At 45.1% G+C, this 6554-nt stretch carries 5 protein-coding genes; 3 read left to right on the forward strand and 2 right to left on the reverse strand.

The window, feature by feature from the left end; genetic code table 11:
• Positions 1–198 precede the first annotated feature (198 nt).
• Entirely contained in the window at positions 199–1362 is a 1164-nt protein-coding gene (gene fadA, locus AB6D80_RS05045; protein WP_009848166.1) for an acetyl-CoA C-acyltransferase FadA, read from the reverse strand.
• Between the two features lie 26 nt (positions 1363–1388).
• Positions 1389–3560 (reverse strand): fatty acid oxidation complex subunit alpha FadB, encoded by a 2172-nt coding sequence (fadB, locus tag AB6D80_RS05050; protein ID WP_371702002.1) that lies wholly within the window; start codon positions 3558–3560, stop codon positions 1389–1391.
• 227 nt (positions 3561–3787) lie between these two features.
• On the opposite strand from fadB, the gene AB6D80_RS05055 reads away from it, so the two are divergent.
• The 3 genes from AB6D80_RS05055 to hemG are packed head-to-tail and all read left to right on the forward strand — an operon-like array spanning position 3788 to position 6440.
• Entirely contained in the window at positions 3788–4411 is a 624-nt protein-coding gene (locus AB6D80_RS05055) for a YigZ family protein (RefSeq protein ID WP_371702000.1), read from the forward strand.
• A gap of 34 nt (positions 4412–4445) precedes the next feature.
• Positions 4446–5903 carry a TrkH family potassium uptake protein gene (locus AB6D80_RS05060; RefSeq protein ID WP_009848169.1) on the forward strand — a complete coding sequence of 486 codons (1458 nt, stop codon included), beginning with the start codon at positions 4446–4448 and terminating at the stop codon, positions 5901–5903.
• A 9-nt stretch (positions 5904–5912) separates the two neighbouring features.
• Entirely contained in the window at positions 5913–6440 is a 528-nt protein-coding gene (gene hemG / locus AB6D80_RS05065) for a menaquinone-dependent protoporphyrinogen IX dehydrogenase (RefSeq protein ID WP_269337150.1), read from the forward strand.
• Positions 6441–6554: the final 114 nt, after the last annotated feature.

Consider the following 6554-nt stretch of genomic DNA (forward strand, 5'->3'; position numbering starts at 1 on the left):
TTGAATCATCCGAGAAAAAATAATGAAACATCAACATTGAATATATGCGTTTTGTGCATAGATGTCAGTGTTGGCTTTTCTCTCGCTGAGTTCGCTGAACGCAATCGATGCATTGTTGGATGCCAAGTAATAAAAAGTGCAGCTATATAAATATAGCTGCACAAAAGATTACCCTACAAGTATTACAACCAGTGATCGCTATGGGCGTTCAAATACCGTTGCAATACCTTGGCCTAAACCAATACACATGGTCGCCAAGCCGTATTTCACGTCTTGCGCTTCCATCAGGTTGATTAGCGTCGTCGAGATACGAGAACCAGAACAGCCTAGTGGGTGACCAAGAGCAATCGCACCGCCGTTAAGGTTAACTTTCTCGTCAACTACATCCAATAGACCGAGATCTTTAGCACATGGAAGAGATTGAGCAGCAAACGCTTCGTTTAGCTCGATCACACCCATATCTTCGATGGTTAGGCCTGCACGTTTCAGTGCTTTTTGAGTTGCTGGTACCGGGCCGTAACCCATGATTGAAGGATCGCAGCCAGCGATAGCCATCGACTTCACGCGAGCGCGAATCTTCAGGCCAAGTGCGTTGGCTTTCTCTTCGCTCATGATCAGCATTGCCGATGCACCATCAGACAGTGCTGATGAAGTACCTGCTGTTACCGTTCCGTTTGCTGGGTCGAATACTGGGCGAAGTTGAGACAAGCCTTCAACCGTAGTTTCTGGACGAATGACTTCGTCGTAATCCAGAGTGAACAGTGAACCGTCTGCTGCGTGAGCTTCGGTTGGTAGGATTTCGTTCTTGAAACGACCTTCTACTGTTGCTGCTTGTGCTCTAGCATGTGAACGAGCGGCGAAGGCATCTTGGTCTTCACGGCTAATACCGTGCATTTTGCCTAGCATCTCAGCGGTTAGGCCCATCATACCGGCAGCTTTCGCTACGTGTTTAGACATGCCAGGGTGAAAATCAACACCATGGTTCATTGGTACGTGACCCATGTGTTCGACACCACCGATCAGGCAGATTTCAGCATCGCCAACCATGATAGAGCGAGTTGCATCATGCAAAGCTTGCATAGATGAACCACATAAACGGTTGACCGTTACCGCACCAATCTCAATCGGTAGGCCAGCAAGCAAAGCGGCGTTACGAGCCACGTTGAAGCCTTGCTCTAGCGTTTGTTGTACACAACCCCAGTAAATGTCTTCAATTTCGACAGGGTTTACTTCTGGGTTGCGCTCTAAAATGCCTTTCATCAAATGTGCCGATAGATCTTCAGCACGAGTGTGACGGAAAGCTCCACCTTTGGAACGTCCCATTGGGGTACGAAGGCAATCAACAACAACTACATTATTCATTTTGCTATTCCTTTTCCAAATGTGGGTTACAGAGAACTGGCTTGTTGGCCGTCGTAAAAGCTTTCGCCTTTCGCTGCCATATCAAGCAATAGTTGAGGAACTTGGTACATTGCACCTAAGTCTTGGTAGCTCTTCGCCATTTCAACGAAGTTACCAATACCCACACTGTCTAAGTAGCGGAATACGCCGCCTCTGAATGGAGGGAAGCCTAAACCGTAAACCAGTGCCATATCCGCTTCTTGCGGTGTCGCGATGATGCCTTCTTCTAAACAAAGCACCACTTCGTTGATCATAGGAATCATCACACGTTGGATAATTGTCTGGTCATCAAAGTCTTGTGGCTGTTGGCATACGTCAGCCAAAATAGGAAGAATGTCTTCAGAGAAGGTTTTCTTCGGGCGACCACGTTTGTCTACGCTGTATGTGTAGAAACCGCTGCCGTTCTTCTGGCCGTATTTTTCAGCGACGTAAAGTGCGTCAATTGCATCACGACCTTCTTTACCCATACGTTCTGGGAAACCTTGCGCCATTACTGCTTGTGCATGGTGTGCTGTGTCTAAACCTACAACGTCTAGCAAGTAAGCAGGGCCCATTGGCCAACCGAACTTACGCTCCATGACTTTATCGATCTTCGTGAAGTCAGCACCATCACGTAGCAACATGCTGAAACCGCCAAAGTAAGGGAAAAGTACACGGTTAACGAAGAAGCCTGGGCAGTCGTTAACAACGATAGGAGATTTACCCATCTTCGCTGCGTAAGCAACCACGCGATTAATGGTTTCTTCTGAAGTATGCTCGCCACGGATTATCTCAACCAAAGGCATGCGGTGTACTGGGTTAAAGAAGTGCATGCCACAGAAGTTCTCTGGGCGCTTCAAAGATTTCGCTAACAGGTTAATCGGAATTGTTGAGGTATTTGATGTTAGAACCGTGTCTTCACCAACCAAACCTTCCACTTCGCTCAGTACCGCTGCTTTTACTTTAGGATTCTCTACAACCGCTTCCACAATCACATCTGATTGCTCAACACCTGCATAATGCAGGCTTGGAGTAATAGAAGACAGAATGCCAGCCATCTTGAATCCATCGAGGCGACCGCGTGATAAGCGTTTATTCAACAACTTAGAAGCTTCGTTCATACCAAGATCAAGCGATGCTTGTGCGATGTCTTTCATCATCACTGGCACGCCTTTCAATGCTGACTGGTAAGCAATACCGCCACCCATGATGCCAGCACCAAGCACCGCTGCGCGTTCAGTTGCCTTATTCGCAGACTTACCAGCTTGTTTCGCTAGGCCTTTGATGTATTGGTCATTAAGGAATAAGCCGACCAATGCTTTCGCTTCTTCAGATTTTGCTAGCTTAACGAAGTGTTTACGCTCTATATCCAATGCAGCATCACGATCGCTACGTGCTGCTTCTTCGATAGCAATCACCGAAGTGATTGGTGCTGGGTAATGAGGCCCTGCTTTTTGAGCCACTAAGCCCTTAGCCATGGTAAAGCTCATCATCGCTTCTAGTTTGCTTAGTGAAAGCGCTGATGTTTTTTGTTTACGACGTAGCTGCCAATCGAGTTTTTCATTGGCTGCTAGAGAAACAGTGTTAATCGCTGATTCTAATAGTTGGTCTGTTTCAACAATCGCATCTAACAAGCCAACTTTAAGTGCTTCATCTGCACGGTATGCTTTGCCTTGCGTGATAATTTCCATTGCACTGTCAGCACCGATAACACGTGGCAGACGTACACAACCACCAAAGCCAGGCATGATGCCAAGTTTGGTTTCTGGTAGGCCTATGCTGGTGGTCTTGTCACCGATACGGAAATCGGTAGCGAGTACACATTCACAGCCGCCGCCAAGGGCATGGCCACGCATCATTGAAAGAGTTGGGACAGGAAGGTCTTCGAGCTTGCTGAAAATTGAATTAGCGAATCTTAACCATTCATCAAGTTCTGCTTCTGGCTTAGCAAATAGGCCAAGAAATTCAGTGATGTCTGCGCCTACGATGAACGCGTCTTTGTTTGAAGTTAAGATTAAACCACGTAATCCAGCGTGAGCATTAAGAGCATCTAACGCTTTATCTAGTGATTCTAAAGTAGCAAGGTCGAGTTTGTTTACAGAGGCCGGAGCACAGAAGCTAAGTTCTGCAATACCATCTTGTAATTCCTTTACCTGTAAGGTGTTAGCTTGGTAAATCATTGTCTATCTCCATGACATACAATCCACGATTGTTTGAGAGAATCTTGTTATCTTTCTATTATTGTAGAATACCTGGTAAGACCAGTTGTTCTAGTCTGTACCTCTGCTTGGTGAATTTCAATACATTTTTTAAACAATTGTTTAACATTGTGCGATAGCACAGATCCTCTAACCCTTATTATTCACGCGTGATACACTTCGCCGCTCTTATTAATTAAGTTAACGATATGAATGAACTGCCCTATTTAATACCGTCAGCGTCGGCTCTGTTTGAAGAAGAGATCAAGAAGAGCGTCTTCATTACTCATCTTGCTCATACTCCAAGTGTAGAAGCTGCTAAACAGTTCGTAGAACAGGTAAAAAAAGAGCATTCATCAGCGCGACATAATTGTTGGGGCTTTGCTGTAGGGCGACCTGAAGACTCAATGCAATGGGGCTTTAGTGACGATGGAGAGCCATCTGGTACTGCGGGTAAGCCTATCTTGGCGCAACTGTCTGGTTCTGGTGTTGGTGAACTGACAGCTGTTGTTACTCGTTATTCTGGCGGAATCAAGCTTGGAACGGGTGGCCTAGTAAAGGCTTACGGTGGTGGAGTGCAACAAGCTCTCAAGCTGCTTCAAACTATCGAGAAAAAAATAACCACAAAATTACGGCTAGAGTTAGACTATGGCTTTGTGCCAATTGCGCAATCCATTATGGCTCAGCATCAGGCTGTTGAAGTCCAAGCGGATTATGGTGTGCAAGTTGAGCTTATTATTGAAATAGAGCTCCTTCAGGTAGATTCGTTTACCCAAACCATGATCAATAAAAGCGGTGCTAAGGCACTGGTAACGAAAGTCAAAGACAACTAGGAAGTGTGAAGCATTTCGCTTCGTTCAATAGCTCATGCAATTTCGCTCAATTATTCGAATCGTCGGATTATTATTAGCACTTTTTAGTGTATCAATGCTCGCACCTGCGCTCGTCGCACTGATCTATCGAGATGGTGCGGGTGTGCCATTTGTGACGACTTTCTTTGTTCTATTATTTTTTGGAGCAACTTGCTGGTTTCCAAACCGACGCTATAAACATGAATTGAAGGCGCGAGATGGCTTTCTCATTGTGGTGTTGTTCTGGACGGTAATCGGCAGTGCTGGTGCGCTGCCGTTTTTGATCGCGGATAATCCGAGCGTTTCCGTTACTGATGCCTTTTTCGAATCGTTTTCTGCATTAACAACGACAGGTGCAACCGTAATTGTTGGCCTCGATGACTTACCTAAAGCAATTCTATTTTACCGCCAATTCCTGCAATGGTTTGGTGGTATGGGTATCATCGTATTGGCGGTAGCCATCCTTCCTGTTCTGGGTATCGGTGGTATGCAGCTATATCGTGCTGAAATCCCGGGTCCAGTAAAAGACAGCAAGATGACTCCGCGTATTGCTGAAACGGCAAAAGCGCTCTGGTACATCTATTTAAGCTTAACTATTGCTTGTGCGGTCGCGTTTTGGCTTGCAGGCATGAGTTTCTTTGATGCCATCAGTCATAGCTTTTCAACTATTGCGATTGGTGGCTTCTCGACTCACGATGCGAGTATGGGGTATTTCAATAGCCCTGCTATCAATATGATTACGGTCGTGTTCCTTCTTATATCTGCGTGTAACTATTCTCTGCACTTTGCAGCATTTGCTTCAGGTGGTGTGCATCCTAAGTATTACTGGAAAGATCCTGAGTTCCGCGCTTTTATCTTTATTCAAGTCGTCCTGTTCTTAGTTTGTTTCTTGTTACTACTGAATCATCACTCTTACGATTCGTATTATGATGCTTTCGATCAGGCGTTGTTCCAGACAGTATCAATTTCAACAACCGCAGGCTTCACCACCACCGGTTTTTCTGAATGGCCGTTATTCTTACCTGTACTGCTTCTGTTCTCTTCTTTTATAGGTGGGTGTGCAGGTTCAACGGGTGGCGGTATGAAAGTCATTCGAATATTACTACTTACTCTACAGGGTGCTCGTGAAATGAAGCGTCTTGTCCACCCGCGTGCTGTCTATACCATCAAGGTTGGTGGTTCGGCTCTACCACAACGTGTCGTTGATGCGGTTTGGGGCTTCTTCTCTGCATACGCATTGGTTTTTGTGGTTTGTATGTTGGCTCTTATTGCTACGGGGATGGATGAGCTGAGTGCTTTCTCTGCTGTAGCGGCAACATTGAATAACCTTGGTCCAGGCTTAGGTGAAGTGGCAATGCACTTCGGCGATGTGAATGACAAGGCTAAATGGGTGTTGATCGTATCCATGCTGTTTGGCCGTTTAGAGATATTCACCTTATTAATTTTATTGACCCCTACGTTTTGGCGTAGCTAAGGACATATTGTGGCAAAAGCTCTATTTTTGTATTCAAGCCGTGAAGGGCAGACCAAGAAAATCTTGAACTATATAAAAGAAGAAATGAATGAGTTCGAATGTGAGCTTCAAGATCTGCACACCATTGGTAATGTCGACTTTGCTCAATACGACCGAGTTTTGATTGGCGCATCTATTCGCTATGGGCACCTCAATAAGAAGCTATATCAGTTCATTGATGCCAACCTTGCTCAGCTGCGATCAAATAAGGTTGCTTTCTTTTGCGTTAACTTAACGGCTCGTAAAGAAGACCAAGGCAAAGATACTCCTGAAGGTAGCGCCTATATTAAGAAGTTCCTTCTTAAGTCCCCGTGGCAACCCACTTTGATCGGTGTGTTTGCTGGAGCCCTCTATTATCCTCGTTATAACTGGTTCGATAAAACCATGATTCGATTCATTATGAATATGACAGGTGGAGAAACGGATACAACCAAGGAAGTTGAGTACACAAACTGGGAAAAAGTCTCTTTATTCTCTAAGAAACTACAAGAGATGTAAGAGAAAAGCCTACTTTTGAGGCGTTTTGAGTTCTTTTTAATCGAATGAATAAAAAAACGAGAAAAACTTCAAAAAGGGCTTGCCAGTGTGATCGAAATCTCTATAATGCCACCT

The organism is Vibrio sp. 10N.247.310.17, assembly GCF_041466605.1.
Classification (GTDB): Bacteria; Pseudomonadota; Gammaproteobacteria; order Enterobacterales; family Vibrionaceae; genus Vibrio; species Vibrio tasmaniensis_A.